Annotated in this window: 14 protein-coding genes and 1 pseudogene; 5 read left to right on the top strand and 10 right to left on the bottom strand. The window is 71.7% G+C overall.

Annotation, left to right across the window (positions count from 1 at the left end):
* Positions 1–66: 66 nt before the first annotated feature.
* The 3 genes from ACIP4X_RS25855 to clpS all read right to left on the bottom strand — a co-directional run bounded on the left by ACIP4X_RS25855 (position 67) and on the right by clpS (position 2854).
* Positions 67–1485 (bottom strand): amino acid permease, encoded by a 1419-nt coding sequence (locus ACIP4X_RS25855; protein WP_358728194.1) that lies wholly within the window; start codon positions 1483–1485, stop codon positions 67–69.
* A gap of 434 nt (positions 1486–1919) precedes the next feature.
* Positions 1920–2525 carry a DUF2017 domain-containing protein gene (locus ACIP4X_RS25850; RefSeq protein WP_401350836.1) on the bottom strand — a complete coding sequence of 202 codons (606 nt, stop codon included), beginning with the start codon at positions 2523–2525 and terminating at the stop codon, positions 1920–1922.
* 11 nt (positions 2526–2536) lie between these two features.
* On the bottom strand, positions 2537–2854 hold the full coding sequence (clpS, locus tag ACIP4X_RS25845) for an ATP-dependent Clp protease adapter ClpS (RefSeq protein WP_358728190.1): 318 nt from the start codon (positions 2852–2854) through the stop codon (positions 2537–2539).
* Between the two features lie 157 nt (positions 2855–3011).
* Here clpS and ACIP4X_RS25840 point away from each other — a divergent pair, with 157 nt between their 5' ends.
* Positions 3012–4358: a nicotinate phosphoribosyltransferase gene (locus ACIP4X_RS25840; protein WP_358728188.1), complete on the top strand. Its 1347-nt coding sequence runs from the start codon at positions 3012–3014 to the stop codon at positions 4356–4358.
* Positions 4359–4512: 154 nt separating this feature from the next.
* Positions 4513–5100 carry an isochorismatase family protein gene (locus ACIP4X_RS25835; RefSeq protein ID WP_401350833.1) on the top strand — a complete coding sequence of 196 codons (588 nt, stop codon included), beginning with the start codon at positions 4513–4515 and terminating at the stop codon, positions 5098–5100.
* Here ACIP4X_RS25835 and ACIP4X_RS25830 read toward each other — a convergent pair.
* Together ACIP4X_RS25830 and ACIP4X_RS25825 are read right to left on the bottom strand one after the other, a co-directional pair.
* Positions 5097–5471, bottom strand: coding sequence for a hypothetical protein (locus tag ACIP4X_RS25830; RefSeq protein ID WP_401350832.1), 375 nt, complete (start codon positions 5469–5471; stop codon positions 5097–5099). The two genes, ACIP4X_RS25835 and ACIP4X_RS25830, sit on opposite strands and share 4 nt — an antisense overlap.
* A gap of 122 nt (positions 5472–5593) precedes the next feature.
* Positions 5594–7942: an immune inhibitor A domain-containing protein gene (locus ACIP4X_RS25825; RefSeq protein WP_358728182.1), complete on the bottom strand. Its 2349-nt coding sequence runs from the start codon at positions 7940–7942 to the stop codon at positions 5594–5596.
* A gap of 460 nt (positions 7943–8402) precedes the next feature.
* Here ACIP4X_RS25825 and ACIP4X_RS25820 point away from each other — a divergent pair, with 460 nt between their 5' ends.
* Complete coding sequence (locus ACIP4X_RS25820; protein WP_391457940.1) at positions 8403–8717, top strand: hypothetical protein; 315 nt, start codon at positions 8403–8405, stop codon at positions 8715–8717.
* 24 nt (positions 8718–8741) lie between these two features.
* Here ACIP4X_RS25820 and ACIP4X_RS25815 read toward each other — a convergent pair whose 3' ends face one another.
* The 3 genes and pseudogenes from ACIP4X_RS25815 to ACIP4X_RS25805 form a co-directional block, all read right to left on the bottom strand.
* On the bottom strand, positions 8742–9497 hold the full coding sequence (locus ACIP4X_RS25815; RefSeq protein WP_358728178.1) for an RDD family protein: 756 nt from the start codon (positions 9495–9497) through the stop codon (positions 8742–8744).
* A gap of 117 nt (positions 9498–9614) precedes the next feature.
* Complete coding sequence (locus tag ACIP4X_RS25810) at positions 9615–10238, bottom strand: RDD family protein (protein ID WP_401350899.1); 624 nt, start codon at positions 10236–10238, stop codon at positions 9615–9617.
* Positions 10239–11597: 1359 nt separating this feature from the next.
* Positions 11598–11720 (bottom strand): annotated as a pseudogene (locus ACIP4X_RS25805) (DUF2510 domain-containing protein); the annotation flags it as partial.
* Between the two features lie 241 nt (positions 11721–11961).
* Here ACIP4X_RS25805 and ACIP4X_RS25800 point away from each other — a divergent pair.
* On the top strand, positions 11962–12375 hold the full coding sequence (locus tag ACIP4X_RS25800) for an SsgA family sporulation/cell division regulator (protein ID WP_401350829.1): 414 nt from the start codon (positions 11962–11964) through the stop codon (positions 12373–12375).
* 11 nt (positions 12376–12386) lie between these two features.
* On the opposite strand, the gene ACIP4X_RS25795 is transcribed toward ACIP4X_RS25800, so the two are convergent.
* Entirely contained in the window at positions 12387–13796 is a 1410-nt protein-coding gene (locus tag ACIP4X_RS25795) for an FAD-binding oxidoreductase (RefSeq protein WP_401350827.1), read from the bottom strand.
* Positions 13797–13889: 93 nt separating this feature from the next.
* On the opposite strand from ACIP4X_RS25795, the gene ACIP4X_RS25790 reads away from it, so the two are divergent.
* On the top strand, positions 13890–14342 hold the full coding sequence (locus ACIP4X_RS25790) for a hypothetical protein (protein WP_391457933.1): 453 nt from the start codon (positions 13890–13892) through the stop codon (positions 14340–14342).
* Positions 14343–14444: 102 nt separating this feature from the next.
* On the opposite strand, the gene hppD is transcribed toward ACIP4X_RS25790, so the two are convergent.
* Positions 14445–15593: a 4-hydroxyphenylpyruvate dioxygenase gene (gene hppD, locus ACIP4X_RS25785; RefSeq protein WP_358728171.1), complete on the bottom strand. Its 1149-nt coding sequence runs from the start codon at positions 15591–15593 to the stop codon at positions 14445–14447.
* Positions 15594–15633 lie beyond the last annotated feature (40 nt).

Here is a 15633-nt window from a genome sequence, read left to right as displayed (position 1 = left end):
GCGGCCGCAGGGGCGGGTTGGGGGCCCGCTCCTGCCGGGACGTCCGGTTTCGGAACCGCCGTGGGGTCAGCCGATCTTCTCGAGCTCCGGCTCGCGGGGGTCGGCGACCTGCGGGTTGCGGTTCTTGAGGACCGCCCAGCCGATGGCCAGGGCGGCGGCCCATCCGGCCATCACGTAGAGGCAGACGCGGGAGTCGGCGTCGTACGCGATCAGGCAGGTGACGAAGAGCAGGAACACGATGGCGACGTAGGAGCACTTGGCGCCGCCGGGGGCGGGGAAGGAGGAGGCACGCAGCCGGCCCGACTCGACTCCGCGGCGGTACAGGACGTGGCTGATCAGGATCATCAGCCAGGTCCAGATGCCGGCGGCGGTGGCGACGGAGGTGACGTAGCCGAAGGCCTTCTCCGGGACGATGTAGTTCAGCACCACGCCGATGCCCATGAAGGCGACGGAGACGGTGATGCCGAGCGCCGGGGTCTTGGAGCTGGACAGGCGGCTGAAGAAGCGGGGGGCCTCGCCGTTGTCGGCGAGCGTGCGCAGCATGCGGCCGGTGGAGTACATGCCGGAGTTGCAGGAGGACAGGGCCGCGGTGAGCACCACGAAGTTCACGATGCCCGCGCCGGCCGGGATGCCGATGACCGCGAACGCCTTCACGAAGGGGCTGACGCCCGGGCCGAACTCGGTCCACTTCACCACGCACAGGATGACGGTGAGGGCGCCGACGTAGAACAGGGCGATGCGCCAGGGCAGGGTGTTGATCGCCTTGGGGAGGGTCTTCTCCGGGTCCTGGGACTCGCCCGCGGTGACGCCGACCAGTTCGACGGCGAGGTAGGCGAACATCACGCCCTGGAGGGTCATCAGGGAGGAGCCGACGCCCTTGGGGAAGAAGCCGTCGAACTCCCAGAGGTTGCTGACGGCGGCGGTGTCGCCGGCGGCGCTGAAGCCGAAGGTGAGGACGCCAAGACCGATCACGATCATGCCGATGAGGGCGGTGACCTTGACCATCGAGAACCAGAACTCGATCTCGCCGAAGACCTTCACGGAGATCAGGTTGGCCACGAAGAGGACCACCAGGAAGACCAGCGCGGTCACCCACTGCGGGACGGCGGGGAACCAGTAGTGCACGTAGATCGCGGCGGCCGTCAGCTCGGCCATTCCGGTCACCACCCACATCAGCCAGTACGTCCAGCCGGTGAAGAAGCCGAAGAAGGGGCCGAGGAACTCGCGCGAGTACTCCGCGAAGGAGCCCGAGACGGGGCGGTAGAGCAGGAGCTCGCCGAGCGCCCGCATGATGAAGAAGATGATCAGGCCCGCGAGGGCGTACATGACGATGAGGCTGGGTCCGGCCTTGGCGATGTTCGCCCCCGCGCCCAGGAAGAGCCCGACGCCGATGGCGCCGCCGATGGCGATCATCTGGACCTGGCGGCTGCCAAGACCGCGCTCGTACCCCTCTTCGGGGGCTTCCGTGACCTGCTCTGAGGTCATGTGGTGTGCGCCTTTCTCCATGCCGACCCGGGCCCTCGGTCGGCCCCGGACCGGGTTTCGATCCCCCCGGATTGAATGGAGTGCGTGCCCGGGTCTCCCCGGATCCGCCGTGCCTGGCCGGCGGTTGCCGGCTCGGTGGCGCACCCGGCCGGACATGGGTGGTGTCCGCCGGGCGGTCGTGAAGATTTATCACGGCCGCACCACTGATCGACGGGGAGCTGTGTGATGCATCCCACGGGGAGAAGCGGACGAAGCGCGCAGGGCTCACCCATACCCGGCCGTCGCAGTGACGCGATCGTTATCCGGATTTGAGCGTCCTCTGAGTGAACGCGAAATCCGGATATACCGGGTGGATCACGGCATGTGATCATGGCGCACGACCACGGCATGCGTACACGCGATCACGGCGTGCGAGGCTCGGACCGCGGCGGGGGCTACGCCATGAGCGTGGAGACGAGGGTCTCCTGGAGGCCGCCCAGCCAGAGGTAGGCCATCACCATCGGCTTGCGCGGGTCCTCGTCCGGCAGGCGGTAGAAGTCGTCCGTGTCGTCCTCTTCGGTGATCTCCAGCCGGGCACCGATGGCGAGGCGCAGGTCGTTGAGCGCGCCGAGCCACCGCCGCGACTCGGCCGTCGTCAGTTCGAGGACCGCCGGGCCGTCTTCGCCGGGGGTGAGCGCGTTGAGCGAGTGGATCACCGCGAGGGCGTTCTCGCGCTTGCCGGCCCGCAGGTCGTTCTCGGTGTAGCGGCGGAACTCGGCGGAGTGGGCGCGCTGTTCCGCGGCCTCATGCGGATTGCCCGGGGTCTCGGGGTCGCGGTAGGCGTCCGGGAAGAGCCGCTTGAGGACGGGATCGGAGGGCGGCTCGCTCGGACCCTCGGCGAACAGCTGGGCGAGCGGGTCGGCGGGGGCCTCGTCCTCGGCGGGGCCGGGGCCGATGAGCTCCAGGAGCTGCACCGCCAGCGAACGGATGATGGAGATCTCGACGTCGTCGAGGGCGACGGACGCGCCGCCGCCGGGGAGCGGTTCGAAGGTTCCGGGCATGGAGGCAGTCGCTACTTCCGGTCCTGCTGGAGGGTGGCCCACAGACCATAGCCGTGCATGGCCTGCACGTCCCGTTCCATCTCCTCACGGGTCCCGCTGGAGACGATCGCCCGGCCCTTGTGGTGGACGTCGAGCATGAGCTTGGTGGCCTTGTCCTTGGAGTAGCCGAAGTACGTCTGGAAGACGTACGTCACATAGCTCATGAGATTGACGGGATCGTTGTGCACGATCGTCACCCACGGTACGTCGGGTTCGGGTACGGCGAAGACCTCCTCCGCCGGCTCGGTCTTCTCGATCTCCATGGGTGCGGCTGCCGTCACACGGCCCATGCTGCCACCCCGAGGGGGTACTCGCATAAACGGTGGGCCAAATCGTCAGTCTGACGAAATGGGAGTACGATTCTTCGCCAGGCATCATCCGGGGACCGCCCCCGGACCCCCGGCCGGGCGTCGGGGGCACCCGCACGACATGGCTAGGAGAGCTTCGGTGGGCGTTGCTGACCTTGGGCTGCCGGTGGACGTTCCCTCGACGGCTCTGTTCACCGATCACTACGAGCTGACGATGCTCCAGGCCGCGCTGAGGGCGGGGACGGCCGGGCGGCGCAGCGTGTTCGAGGTCTTCACCCGGCGGCTGCCCGACGGGCGCCGCTACGGGGTCGTGGCCGGTACCGGGCGGGTGCTGGACGCGGTGGAGAACTTCCGCTTCGACGCGGGCGTCCTCGAGTTCCTGCGCGAGCGCCGGGTGGTGGACGAGCCGACCCTGGAGTGGCTGGCGGGCTACCGGTTCGGCGGGGACATCTGGGGCTACCCCGAGGGCGAGGTGTACTTCCCGGGCTCGCCGATCATGCGTGTGGAGGGGTCGTTCGGCGAGTGCGTGCTGCTGGAGACGGTGATCCTGTCGATCCTCAACCACGACTCGGCGATCGCGGCCGCCGCCTCGCGGATGTCCTCGGCCGCCCAGGGCCGCCCGCTGATCGAGATGGGTGCCCGCCGCACCCATGAGCTGGCCGCGGTCGCCGCCTCGCGGGCCGCCTACCTCGGCGGCTTCACCTCCACCTCCGACCTGGCCGCCGGCTTCCGCTACAACATCCCGACGGTGGGCACCTCCGCGCACGCCTTCACCCTGCTGCACGACAGCGAGCGGGACGCCTTCCAGGCGCAGGTCGACTCGCTCGGCCGGGACACCACGCTGCTGGTGGACACCTACGACGTGGCCGAGGCGGTCCGTACGGCCGTCGAGATCGCCGGGCCCGAGCTGGGCTCGGTGCGCATCGACTCCGGCGACCTGCTGCTGGTCGCGCACCGGGTGCGGCACCAGCTCGACGAGCTGGGCGCCCGGGACACGAGGATCATCGTGACCTCGGACCTGGACGAGTACGCCATCGCCTCACTGGCGGCGGCGCCCGTGGACGCCTACGGCGTCGGCACCCAGCTGGTCACCGGCTCCGGGCACCCGACGGCGTCCATGGTCTACAAGCTGGTCGCGCGCGCCGAGAGCGGTGACGCCGGGGCGCCGCTGGTGCCGGTGGCGAAGAGGTCCACCGGCGGCAAGACCTCCATCGGCGGCCGCAAGTGGGCGGCGCGGCGGCTGGACGCGGACGGGGTCGCGGAGGCCGAGGTCGTGGGCACCGGCCCGGTGCCGGACGCCCTGGCCGGCCGGCAGCTCCTGGTGGAGCTGGTCAAGGGCGGCGAGGTGGTCGCCCGTGAGCCGCTGGACGCGGCCCGGGAGCGGCACGCGGCCGCCCGCGCCGACCTGCCGCTGTCGGCGACCCAGCTGTCCCGTGGGGAACCCGTCCTTCCGACGGAGTACGTGCACCGGGGCTCGGGTAGCTAGGGGGTGTCAGACACCCCCTGAAGCGCGTGCCCCCGCTTCGGTACGCCCCCGGAGGTCCCCTCCCGTCCGAGTGGCGGAGTTCCCGGGTCCACGGCCTCACGACCGGACCCGCGCCCTCTCCGCCCACCGATCCGCCAGCCGAAGGACACCGCCCATGCGTCGCGCCTTGATCGTCGTCGATGTGCAGAACGACTTCTGCGAGGGGGGCAGCCTCGCGGTGGCCGGGGGCGCCGATGTCGCCGCCGCCGTCACCGAGCTCATCGGGCAGGCACCGGCGGGCTACCGGCACGTGGTGGCGACCCGGGACCACCACATCGCGCCCGGCGGCCATTTCGCCGACAATCCCGACTTCGTCCGCTCCTGGCCGGCGCACTGTGTCGCGGGCACCGAGGGTGTGGGCTTCCATCCGAACTTCGCCCCCGCCGTCGCCTCGGGAGCCGTCGACGCGGTCTTCGACAAGGGCGCGTACTCGGCGGCCTACAGCGGCTTCGAGGGCACCGACGAGAACGGCGAGCCGCTGGCCGACTGGCTCAGGGCCCGGCGCATCGACGAGGTGGACGTGGTCGGCATCGCCACGGACCACTGCGTCCGCGCCACCGCCCTGGACGCCGTGAGGGAGGGCTTCCGCACCCAGGTCCTCCTGGACCTCACCGCCGGGGTCTCCCAGGCCACCACGGACCGGGCCCTGGAGGACCTGCGCCAGGCAGGCGTCACCCTCACCGGCAAACCGGTGGTCGCCTAGCCGGCACCGAGCCCGGTCCGGGGCCGGCTGTCATGAGGGCTGGTGGTGGGCCGGGGGGGTCTGCGCAGCAGGGCTCTGATCGGGTGCCACAGCTCCGGGGCGCCGACGGTGTCGGCCGGGGAGGTGCGCCATATCAGGCCGTCGGGGTGGTGCAGGACCGCGGTGACCTCGTCCGGGGTCGGCGGGGCCGCGTTGCCCCGCAGGTAGACCGCGCGCAGACCCAGGTTGCGCAGCCGGGTCAGGGCCCGGGCGCGGTTCTGCGCGTGGACCAGCACGCGCACGCCGCCGATGCCGTCGACGGTGGGGCTGGGCAGGTTCAGCGCCACCACCACGGTGCCGTTCGGCAGCTTGCAGAAACCTCCTGCGGCCATGCGGTCACTTCCCCGTTCCGGTCGGTGTCAATAAGCGGGTCACAGGACGCACCTAAACACGATCGGCGGCAACCCGCCAGGGGGGTTGCCGCCGATACGCGCTTGACCTGCGATGACGCCGATTACTTCAGCGCGCCGCCGACCTCGATCTCGACCGTGGAGCCGTCCTTGGCCTCCTTGGTGATCTTGATCTTGGTGTTGGTGTCAGTGATCTTGACACCGCCGGCCGGGTTCGCCGGGTCGTAGTAGGTGTTGGCGCGGTCGTTGAAGACCGACACCCCCTTCGACGACTTGATCTTCGTCTTGACGCCCGCCTTGTGCAGCGTGAGGCCGTCCGTGTCGTACAGGCTGAAGGTCGAGTCGTACGTCTGGATGCGGTTGCGCATCAGCGTGCCGTCGGACCAGCGCAGCGCGTCCGGGTGCGCGTCGACCGGGAGGATCCGGCCGGTGCCCGGGTGCTTGCTGGTGTTGTTGTCGGCCTCGGAGGTGTCCCACTTCCAGATCAGCAGACCGTTCTGGTACGGGTAGTGCTCGACCCAGTCCGGACGGTCGGCGAAGCCGAAGTTGTACGGGCCGGTCTGCAGCGTGGTGTCGTACGACACGTACTGGCGGTTCTCGGCTATGTAGTACTGCTTGTAGTCCTTGCTGAAGGACGCGCCGATGCGGGAGAAGCCGTTCGCCGTCCACGCCGGGTCCGCGCTCTCGGCGTCGTCCGCGAAGACCACCGAGCCGTCGGCGGTCAGCGTGATGCGGTCGGCCGTGAAGCCCTTCAGCGCCACTCCGCCGTCGGTCTGGTAGCGGAAGCGGAAGAGGATCTTCTGGCCCGCGTAGGCGTCCAGGGAGTACGACAGGTTCTTCCAGCCGTCGACCGTCCCGGTCAGCGCCGGGTTGCCGCTGCCGTCGCGCGGGATCGGCTGCCCGTTCACCGTGCCGTCGAGCGCGGTGTAGTTGGCGCCGCCGTCGGTGGAGACCTCCGCGTAGAGGAAGTCGTAGTCGGCCTCGATGTCGTACCAGCCGTCGAGCGTGAGGGCGGCCGACTTGGTGCCGGTGAGGTCCACGGACCGGGTCAGCGTGTTCTTCAGGTTGTTGGCGCTGCCGCTCCACCACTGGGTGGCGCCCTGGGCCGGGGTGACGATCGTGGTGGTGACCGCCTTGTCGGGCAGGGAGACCACCACGGCCTGCCGGTACTTGGTGTTGTACTCGGACAGACCCAGCTTGTGCGCGGAGTTCACGCCCGCCTTGGCGACGTCGTAGTTGAGCCAGCCGAGCTGGAGCTTGTCCCAGGCGTTCATGTCGCCCGGCAGGTCGCCGATGGCTTCCTTGCCCCGGCCGAGCCAGGAACCGGAGGACATCAGCGTCCAGAAGCCGGTGGAGTTCTCGCCGCCGGAGGTGTCGTACTCGTCCGGCAGGCCGAGGTCGTGGCCGTACTCGTGGGCGAAGACGCCGAGGCCGCCGTTCTCCGGCTGGATGGTGTAGTCGCCGACCCAGATGCCGGTGTTGCCGATCTGCGCGCCGCCGAGCTTGTTGTACTCGGGGCCGGTGGCACCGGCGTCGGTGCCGAAGGCGTACCAGCGGTGGGCCCAGATCGCGTCGGTGCCCTGGGCGCCGCCGCCGGCGGACTCGTCCTCACCGGCGTGCACGATCTGGAAGTGGTCGATGTAGCCGTCGGGCTCGTTGAAGTTGCCGTCGCCGTTGTAGTCGTAGCGGTCCCACTGGTCGTACTGGGCCAGGTCCGCCTTGATCTGCGCGTCGGTCCGGCCGGCCGCCTTCTGCTGGGCGACCCAGGCGTTCACACCGTCGCTGACGATGTTCCACACGCTGGAGCAGGTGCTGGAACCGCACGCGTTGTTGCCGTAACGGGCCTCGTTCCACGGCACCTTGACCCAGTCGGAGACCGTGCCGTCGACCGAGTAGCGGCCCGAGGACTGGGACTCGTAGTACTTCTTCATCGACTCGGTGTTCTTGCCGGTGCCGAAGTACAGGTCCTGGAAGTGCTTCTGGTTGTAGTCCTTCTGCCAGGCCGTGGAGTTGTCGTTCTTGCGGTCCGGCGAGGCGATCTCGTTGTGCAGCGGACCGGGGGTGCCGCCGTACCTCGGGTCCGCCTTGTCGCCGAACTCGACCAGGATGGTGAAGATCTTGTCGGTCTTCTCCCGGCCCAGCTCGACGTACTTGGTGTCGCCCTTCTTGCCCTTGAGCTCGACGACCTTGGAGCCCTTGCGGTCCTGCACCTTGGCCTTGCCGGCGATGACCTGGCTCAGGGCCTCCTGGCGCTGGGCCTTCCGCGTCTCGCTCAGCGGGCCGTCCAGGTCGTGCGAGTGCTGCGCCACCGGCTGCGGGTCGTGCCGGTTCACGGAGACGGAGTCGGCCGTCGTCGCGGCCTCCGCCACGGCGAACGTCGAGAACGTGGCGGTGGCCGCCGCGAGCGCCACACCGATCGCGGTCGTTCTGAACGCCCAGCGTCTACTGGTCACTTGTGGTCCTCCCCTACCGCGTCCGTCCGCGCGGAAGGGGGGAATGGGCCATGGAAGGGTCCGCGCGCGATGGACGGGGTGTAGTCAAGTGACGACATTCGACTAGACGTTCGCAAGAAAAAACAGTCTTGACTTGAACCCGTCAAACGCATTATGCGAGGCGGGCGGTCGCCTCCCGGGCCCACGCGCCTGGGCCGAACGGCCCCTCCGGGCGCGTGCGCCCGTCCGCTGGGCGGACCGCATGACTCCGTGCGCCCCCCGTGCACCGGCACCAGGGGCTGGGGCGCGCTTACCAGCCGTTCCTCTCGGGCACACAGGCGAATAGGGTCGATTGACGGACCGCCGGGAAGCCGGTGGAAAGCCAGGCCGACCACCGCGTCACACCTGCAGAGCCCTGTCCGCACCCTCCCCCGCAGCGAGAGGCACGGGGGGAGACCCCCACTTCCGAGGACCGATTGCCATGCCTCGTCCGACCGCCGCACAGCTCGCCTACGGTTCCTGCACCGTGATCCTCTCGACGCTCGCCATGCTGCTGCTGTCCCGGACGAGTTCGGGTCCGGGGATCGTGGTCATCGCCCTCGCGGCACTCGCGCTGGGGCTCCTGGTCGCCATGACGGTGCCGATGCCGAGGGCGCGCGCGGCCGAGCCGGCCGATGCCCGGAAGGCCGACGGCCGGCAGGCGCGACCGCAGGCACGGGCACGGGTACGTGCGCGGGCACACCGGGAGCCCGTCACGGCCGGAGTCGAGCCGGTACGGGGGCCCACGGCTCCCTGACCTCCCCGGCGTCCGGGCGCGCGCTCAACCGGTGCTGACCACCACCGTCTTGGCCGCCTTGTCGTGCAGGCCCTGCTTGTAGGGGCGGTCGAAGAAGCTCCAGCCGCCGCTGATCGCCAGCCACAGGCAGGCGCAGCAGAACCAGAACGGGATCCAGAGCACCGCCGCGCGTGCCAGCGCGGTGGGGACGGACGGGGTGGAGCCGTCGTCGAGGTTGGCCACGCGCATGCCCAGCCACTTCTTGCCCAGGGTCTGCCCGTACCGGGAGATCATGAAGGTGTCGTAGGCCATGTAGAGCACGAGGCCGACCACCGACTGCGCCACGGACTTGCCGACCTGTACGTTCCCGGCGTTGACCGCGTACTCGTTGACCCGCAGGGCCCAGGTGACCAGGGTGACGACGATACCGACCAGGACCAGGTCGATGATCCGGGCAAGGGTGCGTTTGCCGCTGTCGGCGAGCGGGGGCATACCGGCGAGCGGGTCACCGCCGTAGGGGCCGCCGCCGTAGCCGCTGCCCTGGGGGCCGCCGCCGCCCTGGGGGCCGTAGGGCCCACCGCCGCCGTACGGGCCACCGCCGGGGGGCGGCTGCTCGCCTGGGGGCGGGGGTTGCTCGCCAGGGGGCGGGGGCTTGCCTGCGGACGGGTCGCCGTAGTTCGGGCCGCCACCCGGCTCTCCCTCTCCCTGACCGCCGCCCCACGCGCCGTCACCGTGGGATGGTCGCCGTCCTCCGGGGGAAGGGGGCTGCTGTCCGGAGCCGGGGGGCGGTTCGCTGCTCATGCGCCGAGTGCATCGCGGCCCCGGCCGCCTCGCATCCGGTGCGCGGCCGTACGGATGAGCGGGGACGTACGGGACCGGCGCGGGGGCCGGAGCCGCCCCGGCCGGTCTGATCACCCCTCAGCCCGCCACGAACGTGTGCGCCGCCTTGTCGTGCCAGCACTGGCGCCACGGGCGGTCGAACAGGCACCACGCCATGCCCACGAGACCGATGCCGAGCAGGCCCGGGACGCCCCAGACCAGCCAGCGGCGCAGGGCCGGGCCGAACGACGGGGGTTCGTGGCCCTCGATGTCCCGTACCTCCAGTCCGCACAGCTTCTTGCCCAGGGTGCGGCCCCACTTGGCGGTGGGCAGCACCTCGTAGACGACGCCGACGAGCAGCAGGACGGCGAGGACGACGGCGAGGTACGTCCCCGTGGTGCCGTCCAGGAGCCAGACCGTCACCGTGCGGCCGGAGAGCTTGGCCTCGTCGATCTTGCCGTTGACGTGGTCGATCGCCTTGGTGCCCAGCGGCACGGCGGCGACGGCGGTGACGCCTCCGAGGACGACGGAGTCGACGAGCCGGGCGGCCAGCCGCTTGCCGAGCCCGGCGGGCCGGGCCGCCGCCTGCCGTCGCGCCGCCGCCTGGAACACGTCCTCGACCGGCGGCCTCCAGGGCGCGCCGGGCTGCTGCTCGCCCGACCCGGCGAGCTGGTGCACCTGCTGCGCCCAGGACGACTGCCCCCCACCGGCACCACTGGACATCGGCGACACACCGCCACCCGGCCCCCCGGCCGAGGCCGCGCCGGAACCAGAAGCGGCGCCCGGCCAGGAACCACCCGCACCCGCACCCTGCCCGGAACCAACCTGCCCCGGCCGCTGCGCAGCGGCACCACCCGGCCGCGAGCCGGCCTGCCCCGATGGGGCACTGGGCCAGGAACTGGCCGCGCCCGCTCCCGTCCCGGAACCGACCTGCCCCGCCGCCTGCCCGGCGGCACCACCCGGCCGCAAGCCGACCTGCCCCGCCGCCTGACCCGAGGCAGCGCCCGGCCAGGGACCGCCCGCACCCGCACCCTGCCCGGAACCAACCTGCTCCGGCCGCTGCGCAGCGGCACCACCCGGCCGCGAGCCGGCCTGCCCCGCCGCCTGACCCGAGGCAGCGCCCGGCCAGGGACCGCCCGCACCCGCACCCTTCCCGGAGCCGGCCTGACCTGCGCCCTCCGCCGCTGCGGCAGCACCCGGCCGCGAGCCGGCCTGCTCCGGCGCGGCACCAGGCCAGGAACCGGCCGGACCCGATTCCTCAGAGCCGGCGGCGCCCGGCGGGGGGCCGACCTGACCCGACGCCTGGGCCGAGGCGGCGCCTGGCCGCGATCCGGCCGGACCCGGCCCCTCAGAGGAAGCGGTACCCGACCGCGATCCGGCCCGGGCTGCCGCCTGCGCGGCGGCGCCCGGACGGGAACCGGACTGACCCGGTCCCTGCGCGTCGGGAGCGCCCGGTGGGGGTTCGAGCCGGCCCGGCGTCTGGGCAGCGCCCGGCCGGGGACCGGCCTGGCCCGGTGCCTGCGCGGCCGCCGCGCGCGCGGCGGCGGCCTTCCCGGCGCCGAAACCGGGGCCACCGGCACCGCTCGCCGCGGACCCACCGGAAGCGGGCGCCCCTGCGGGTCCGGCGCCGCCGGACGGGACCCCGGATGCGGGCGCGCCCTGACCGGGGACGCCCGGCGCGCCGGGCGCCGGGTTCCTGGGAGGCACCGTCCGGAAGGTCATCGTGCCCTCGCCGCCGGGCGCGCCCGGCCCCGGAACCCCGGGAGCAGCGTCGCCCGGGGTGCCCGGAGTCCCCGCCGCGTCCCCCGTCGTGGGTCGTCGGAAGACGAACGTGCCGTCGGGGTGGCCGGTGTCGGTGGGGGCCGTCGTGTGGGCGAGCCTCGGGTCGGCCGGGGACGGGGCGCCCCAGGGGGCGCGGTGGTCCTGTTCGCCGAAGCCGGACTGCGCGCCCCACGCCGACGCTCCCTGCGGTGGCGCGACGGGGTCCTCGTCGAAGAAGTGCGGCCCCGTCTCCTCGACCGCCGGGACAGCCGCGGAGCCCCCGGGCGGCGGGCCGAGCGGCTCGCCGTCGGACGGCGCCGGACGGCTGGTGCCCGGCACCCAGGCGGCGCCGTTCCAGTACCGGACGTAGCCAGGGATGGACGGGTCCGGGTAGTAGCCCTCGCGGGGCCTGTCGTCACCGGGTGCCGGGGTTGGGGCGCTCATGTCCGTCGTCCCGTATCTGCTCGGGGGCCGTCTTGGGGGCCTCCACATCTATCAGACCGAGGCAGGCGACACGACAGGTCCGGCCGGACCCACCCCTTTCCGGGCAACCTCGTACACCTGCTTCACGATCACGCGACATTCGGATCGAAAAAGTTCGGGCGACTCGCGTAATGCCCGGGCTCCGGCGCCCTCTCCTTTTACACGGGCCCGCCGAGAGGCCCGTGTGGAGAGGAGAAGGCCCATGCGGCACACCGTGGTCGAGCACGAACTGGAACTGAGAATGATCCTGTCGCCCGAGTACGACGTCCCCGTCCCGGCGCGGCTCGCCTACCGCACCGACGACCCGTACGCCGTGCACATCGTCTTCCACATCGACTCCGAGCACCCCGTGCATTGGACGTTCGCGCGGGATCTGCTCGTGGAGGGGGTGTTCCGGTCGTGCGGGGACGGCGACGTGCGGGTGTGGCCGTCGAAGGCGCTGGGCCGCAGCGTGGTCCTGCTGGCGCTGAGCGCACCCGACGGCGATGCCCTGCTGGAGGTGCCCGCCGCACAGGTGGCGGCCTGGCTGGAGCGCACGCTGCGCCTGGTGCCGCCGGGCAGCGAGGGCGGGCAGCTCGGCATCGACGACGAGCTGGCCGGTCTGCTCGCCCAGTGAACGCGCGGGCCTCAGAACAGCTTGCCGGGGTTGAGGATGCCCAGCGGGTCGAAGGCGTGTTTGATCGCCCGCTGCATCTCAACCCCGACCGGCCCGATCTCGCGCGCCAGCCACTCCTTCTTCAGCACGCCCACGCCGTGCTCGCCGGTGATGGTGCCGCCGAGTTCGAGGCCGAGGGCCATGATCTCGTCGAAGGACTCGCGGGCACGCCGCGACTCGTCGGGGTCCTGCGCGTCGAAGCAGACGGTCGGGTGCGTGTTGCCGTCGCCCGCGTGCGCGCAGACCCCGATGGTCAGCTGGTACTTCTCGGCGATCCTTTCGATGCCTTCGAGCATCTCGCCGAGCCGGGAGCGGGGCACGCACACGTCGTCGATCATCGTCGTGCCCTTGACGGCCTCCAGCGCGGTGAGCGACAGCCGCCGCGCCTGCAGCAGCATCTCGGACTCGGTGGCGTCGTCGGCCGGGACCACCTGGGTGGCGCCGGCCGCCTCGCACAGCTCGGCCACCGCGGCGAGGTCGGCGGCCGGGTCCGGGGTGTCGAAGGCGGCCAGCAGCAGCGCCTCGGTGGTCTCCGGCAGGCCCATGTGGGCGAGGTCGTTGACGGCCTTCACCGTCGTACGGTCCATGAGCTCCAGCAGGGAGGGCACATGGCCTCCCGTCATGATCCGGCACACGGCGTCGCAGGCGGCGGCCGCGGAGGCGAACTCGGCGGCCAGCACGAGCTGCTGCGGCGGCTGCGGCTTGAGCGCCAGGACGGCCCGTACGACGATGCCGAGCGAGCCCTCGGAGCCGACGAACAGGCGGGTCAGGTCGTATCCGGCGACGCCCTTGGCGGTGCGGCGGCCGGTGGACATCAGCCGCCCGTCGGCCAGCACGACGTCCAGGCCGAGCACGTACTCTGCGGTGACCCCGTACTTCACGCAGCACAGCCCGCCGGAGGCGGTGCCGATGTTGCCGCCGATGGTGCACATCTCCCAGCTGGAGGGGTCCGGCGGGTAGTACAGGCCGTGCTCGTTCACCGCGCGGGAGAGGGCCGCGTTGACGACGCCCGGCTCGACGACCGCGATCCGGTCGACCGGGCTGATCTCAAGGACGCGGTCCATTCTGGTCAGGGACAGCACGATGCAGCCCTCGGAGGCGTTGGCCGCGCCGGACAGGCCGGTGCGGGCGCCCTGCGGCACGACCGGGACCCGCAGTTCGGTGGCGGTGCGCATGATGTGCTGGACCTGCTCCACCGTGCGCGGCAGGACGACGACGGCCGGGACGCCGGACGGGCAGAAGCTCGCCATGTCGTTGGCGTAGGAGGCCGTGACATCGGGATCGATGAGGACAGCCTCGGCCGGAAGGCCCGCGAGGAGCCGGTCGGTGAGGAGGTTGCCCTGTACTTCGTCAGGTGTGGCTTCGATGCGGCTCACGATCACAGCCTCGCACCCGCGGCCATCGGTGTGAACCCCGTCGGCCCCGCCCCTCGGCCTGCCGGGTGACGGCCGCCGTCCTGACGCACAGTGTGCGCCATGGAGATCCCTCTGCCGAGCCCGGACACGTCCGTGACCAGCGAGCCGCGGCGGCGCCGTCCCCGCCGGGTGCGCCGGGTGACCCTCACCCTGCTCGTGGCGGTGGTCGGCGCGCTCGGCACGGTGTGGCTGATGCTGCCGACGCAGCGGGACGGGACGAGGGCGCCCGGGCCGCCCCTGCAGTCGGCCCCTGCGACGGCCGCGCCGGGGGCGGTGGGTGCCGGGGTGCCGGCCTCGCTGCCTGGTCCGACGGCACTGGTCGCCGAGCGGGAACAGCGTCTGCTGGCACGCCCGTCGGACGCGGGGTCGTGGGCCGTGCTCGGGGCCGCCCACGTCGATCGGGGGCGCCGCACGGTGGACCCGGCGGATCTTCCGAGGGCCGAGGAGCCGCTGCGGACCTCGCCGCGGCCGCGCCCCCGGGAGGTGCCGGCGGGTGTCGCCCCGGCCCGGTGAGCGCCGTGACGCGGCCCGCCCGCCGCGCGGGTGTCGCGGCGGGCGGGCGGACGGGGTACCGGGAGCGCGGCCGACGCGGGCGGGCTCCCGGCAGCGGCGGGTTCAGAGGTTGCCGCGGCGCTCCTGCTCGCGCTCGATCGCCTCGAACAGGGCCTTGAAGTTGCCCTTGCCGAAGCCCATGGAGCCGTGCCGTTCGATGAGCTCGAAGAAGACGGTCGGGCGGTCCTGGACCGGCTTGGTGAAGATCTGCAGCAGGTAGCCGTCCTCGTCGCGGTCGGCGAGGATCTTCAGCTCGCGCAGGGTCTCCACGGGCACGCGGGTGTCGCCGACCCACTGGCCGAGGGTGTCGTAGTAGGAGTCGGGGGTGTTCAGGAACTCGACACCGGCGGCGCGCATCGCGCGTACGGTCTGCACGATGTCGTTGGTGTTGAGCGCGATGTGCTGGACGCCGGCGCCGCCGTAGAACTCCAGGTACTCGTCGATCTGGGACTTCTTCTTGGCGACGGCGGGCTCGTTGATCGGGAACTTGACCTTGAGCGTGCCGTCGGCCACGACCTTCGACATCAGCGCGCTGTACTCGGTGGCGATGTCGTCGCCCACGAACTCCTTCATGTTCGTGAAGCCCATGACCTTGTTGTAGAACTCGACCCACTCGTTCATCCGGCCGAGTTCGACGTTGCCGACGCAGTGGTCGACGGCCTGGAAGAAGCGCTGGGCGGGCGGCTCGACGATGGGGGCGGCGGCCACGTAGCCGGGCAGGTACGGGCCCTCGTAGCCGGACCGCTCGACCAGGGTGTGGCGGGTCTGGCCGTAGGTGGCGATCGCGGCGAGGACGACGGTGCCGTGCTCGTCCTTCACCTCGTACGGCTCGGTCACCGAGCGGGCGCCGTGCTCGATGGCGTACGTGTACGCGGCGCGCGCGTCCGGGACCTCGATGGCGAGGTCGACGACGCCGTCGCCGTGCTCGGCCACGTGCTCGGCGAGGAAGGTGCCCCACTCGGTGGCGGGCTTGATCACCGAGGTGAACACGAACCGGGCGGAGCCGCTCTCGAGGACGTAGCTCGCGGTCTCGCGGCTGCCGTGCTCCGGTCCGGAGTAGGCGACCAGCTTCATGCCGAAGGCGGTGGAGTAGTAGTGCGCCGCCTGCTTGGCGTTGCCCACGGCGAAGACGACCGCGTCCATTCCCTTGACCGGGAAGGGGTCGGCCTGCCGGGCGGTCGCGTCGGGAGTGAGGTGTGTGGTCTGCGTCATAGCGGAAGGGTCACCCGGTCTCGCAAGGTGCGCAATAGTT

This window comes from Streptomyces sp. NPDC088817 (assembly GCF_044750345.1).
Classification (GTDB): domain Bacteria; phylum Actinomycetota; class Actinomycetes; order Streptomycetales; family Streptomycetaceae; genus Streptomyces.
Note: the sequence above shows the minus strand (reverse complement) of the source record. Positions and strands in the feature narration are given on the sequence as shown.

Excerpts from the sequence above, each read along its gene's own strand:
- ACIP4X_RS25835 (WP_401350833.1), top strand. The coding sequence starts at position 4,513 with ATGCGTCGCGCCTTGATCGTCGTCGATGTGCAGAACGACTTCTGCGAG.
- ACIP4X_RS25820 (WP_391457940.1), top strand. The coding sequence starts at position 8,403 with ATGCCTCGTCCGACCGCCGCACAGCTCGCCTACGGTTCCTGCACCGTG.
- ACIP4X_RS25850 (WP_401350836.1), bottom strand. The coding sequence starts at position 2,525 with ATGCCCGGAACCTTCGAACCGCTCCCCGGCGGCGGCGCGTCCGTCGCC.
- ACIP4X_RS25815 (WP_358728178.1), bottom strand. The coding sequence starts at position 9,497 with ATGAGCAGCGAACCGCCCCCCGGCTCCGGACAGCAGCCCCCTTCCCCC.
- ACIP4X_RS25855 (WP_358728194.1), bottom strand. The coding sequence starts at position 1,485 with ATGACCTCAGAGCAGGTCACGGAAGCCCCCGAAGAGGGGTACGAGCGC.
- ACIP4X_RS25790 (WP_391457933.1), top strand. The coding sequence starts at position 13,890 with ATGGAGATCCCTCTGCCGAGCCCGGACACGTCCGTGACCAGCGAGCCG.
- ACIP4X_RS25830 (WP_401350832.1), bottom strand. The coding sequence starts at position 5,471 with ATGGCCGCAGGAGGTTTCTGCAAGCTGCCGAACGGCACCGTGGTGGTG.
- ACIP4X_RS25800 (WP_401350829.1), top strand. The coding sequence starts at position 11,962 with ATGCGGCACACCGTGGTCGAGCACGAACTGGAACTGAGAATGATCCTG.
- ACIP4X_RS25810 (WP_401350899.1), bottom strand. The coding sequence starts at position 10,238 with ATGTCCAGTGGTGCCGGTGGGGGGCAGTCGTCCTGGGCGCAGCAGGTG.
- clpS (WP_358728190.1), bottom strand. The coding sequence starts at position 2,854 with ATGGGCCGTGTGACGGCAGCCGCACCCATGGAGATCGAGAAGACCGAG.
- hppD (WP_358728171.1), bottom strand. The coding sequence starts at position 15,593 with ATGACGCAGACCACACACCTCACTCCCGACGCGACCGCCCGGCAGGCC.